The organism is Actinomadura mexicana, from assembly GCF_900188105.1.
GTDB lineage: Bacteria > Actinomycetota > Actinomycetes > Streptosporangiales > Streptosporangiaceae > Spirillospora > Spirillospora mexicana.
Map to the genome: position 1 here is coordinate 1 of NZ_FZNP01000043.1, position 1,587 is coordinate 1,587.

Sequence of the window (1,587 nt, forward strand, 5' to 3'; positions counted from 1 at the left end):
CGGTAGGTGTCAAGTCAAACGAGACAGGGGCAAGTGATCGTTAGGCGGCGCGTTTCTCCTGGTCAGGACTGGTCTGGTCGGTGGTGTCTTCGTCGGGTCGGTTGATCTGCGCGACCGTGGGGATCTTGGGCAGGGTTGGCGGCTGGGTGAACCGTCGCGGGTTGGCCGCACGGAACGCCGCGATCGTGGCGGCTCGCTGGTGCTGGATCGCGTGTGCGGTGCCGATGTGCACGGTGAACGGCGTGTGGAGCCCGATCCCGGCGTGGTAATGCCGGTGATTGTAGTAGTCGAAGAAATGGTGGCAGAACGTCTCGGCCTCGTCGAGCGAGGTGAACCTTTCCGGGAACACCGGGCAGTACTTCAAGGTTCGAAACTGTGCCTCGCTGTAGGGGTTGTCGTTGCTCACCTTCGGGCGGGAGTGGGACTTGATGATGTCCAGGTCGGCCAGCAGCGCGGTCACCGGCTTGGAGGTCATCGAGGTTCCGTTGTCGGAATGGATGGTGCCGGGCACGATCCCGCCGTTGGCGATGAACGAGTTCTGCATGAACCGCTCGGCCAGCTCACCCGACTCGCGCAGGTGGATCTCCCAGTGCACGACGTGACGGGAGAAGATGTCGAGCATCACATACAGGTCATAGAACTGCCGCGGCCCCGGCCCGGGCAGTTTCGTGATATCCCAACTCCAGATTTCGTTGGGGGCGTGCGCGGCCAGATACGGCTTGGTGCGCGCCTGGTGCCGGGCCTGGGCGCGCCGCTCCCGGACCTGGTCACGCCTGCGCAGTTCCCGGTACATCGTCGACACCGACGCCAGGTACACGCCCTCGTCCAGCAGCGCGGCCCACACCTGCCGGGGTGCCTTGTCGGCGAACCGATCGCTGTTGAGCACCTCGACCAACTCGGCCCGTTCGCTCTCGCTCAGCGCGTTCGGCGGCGCCGGACGTGCCGCCGGCTCACTGCTTTCCGGGACCGGGTTCCGCCGCCGGTAGAAACTACTGCGCGGCACACCCGACAACGCACACGAGACATGAATCGGCAGATGCTCGATCAGCAGAGAAAATGTTTCATCCCGGCCGAGGGTCACGAATTCTCGGTGTCCGCGCTCTCGGACATCGTTTCCAAGAGCGCGATACCTTTTCCCATGATGTCCAGGGCGGCCTCGGTCTGCTTGAGTTTCCTGGCCATGGCGGTGTTCTGCCGTTCCAGCCGCGCCTTCTCCTTACGCAACTGCTCCAACTCGGCCTGTTCCGGCGTCTTCTCCTTCTTGGCGGCCGGGCGACTCGTTCCCGCAGCGGTCAGTTCACCGGCGTCGCGCTGCCGGCGCCACAACTGAACGCTGGACTCATACAGTCCCTCACGGCGCAGCAGCGCGCCCTTGTCGCCATGCTCGGCCGCGTCGTACTCCTCCACCATCCGCAACTTGTAGGCGGCGGTGAAGGTCCGCCGCTTGGGCCGGCCGGTCCGCGGCCCGTCACTGGAAGGAAGATCGTGGCTGGTCATCGTCACTCTGCTTAGTACCCGTTCTCGCCCTGTTCGCATCAGTTAGGGAACTTCATCCCCTCGTGTCCCACCTGAGCCTGACACAGAGGG

General features: G+C 64.4%; 2 protein-coding genes. Both read right to left on the reverse strand.

Annotated features, from left to right (window positions below; translation table 11 throughout):
• Nucleotides 1–40 precede the first annotated feature (40 nt).
• A complete protein-coding gene (locus tag CHC11_RS39925) occupies nucleotides 41–1,081 on the reverse strand; it encodes an IS3 family transposase (RefSeq protein WP_143227498.1) in 1,041 nt (346 codons plus the stop codon).
• Complete coding sequence (locus tag CHC11_RS42295) at nucleotides 1,078–1,497, reverse strand: transposase (RefSeq protein ID WP_143227499.1); 420 nt, start codon at nucleotides 1,495–1,497, stop codon at nucleotides 1,078–1,080. The genes CHC11_RS39925 and CHC11_RS42295 overlap by 4 nt, the downstream gene beginning before the upstream one ends.
• Nucleotides 1,498–1,587: the final 90 nt, after the last annotated feature.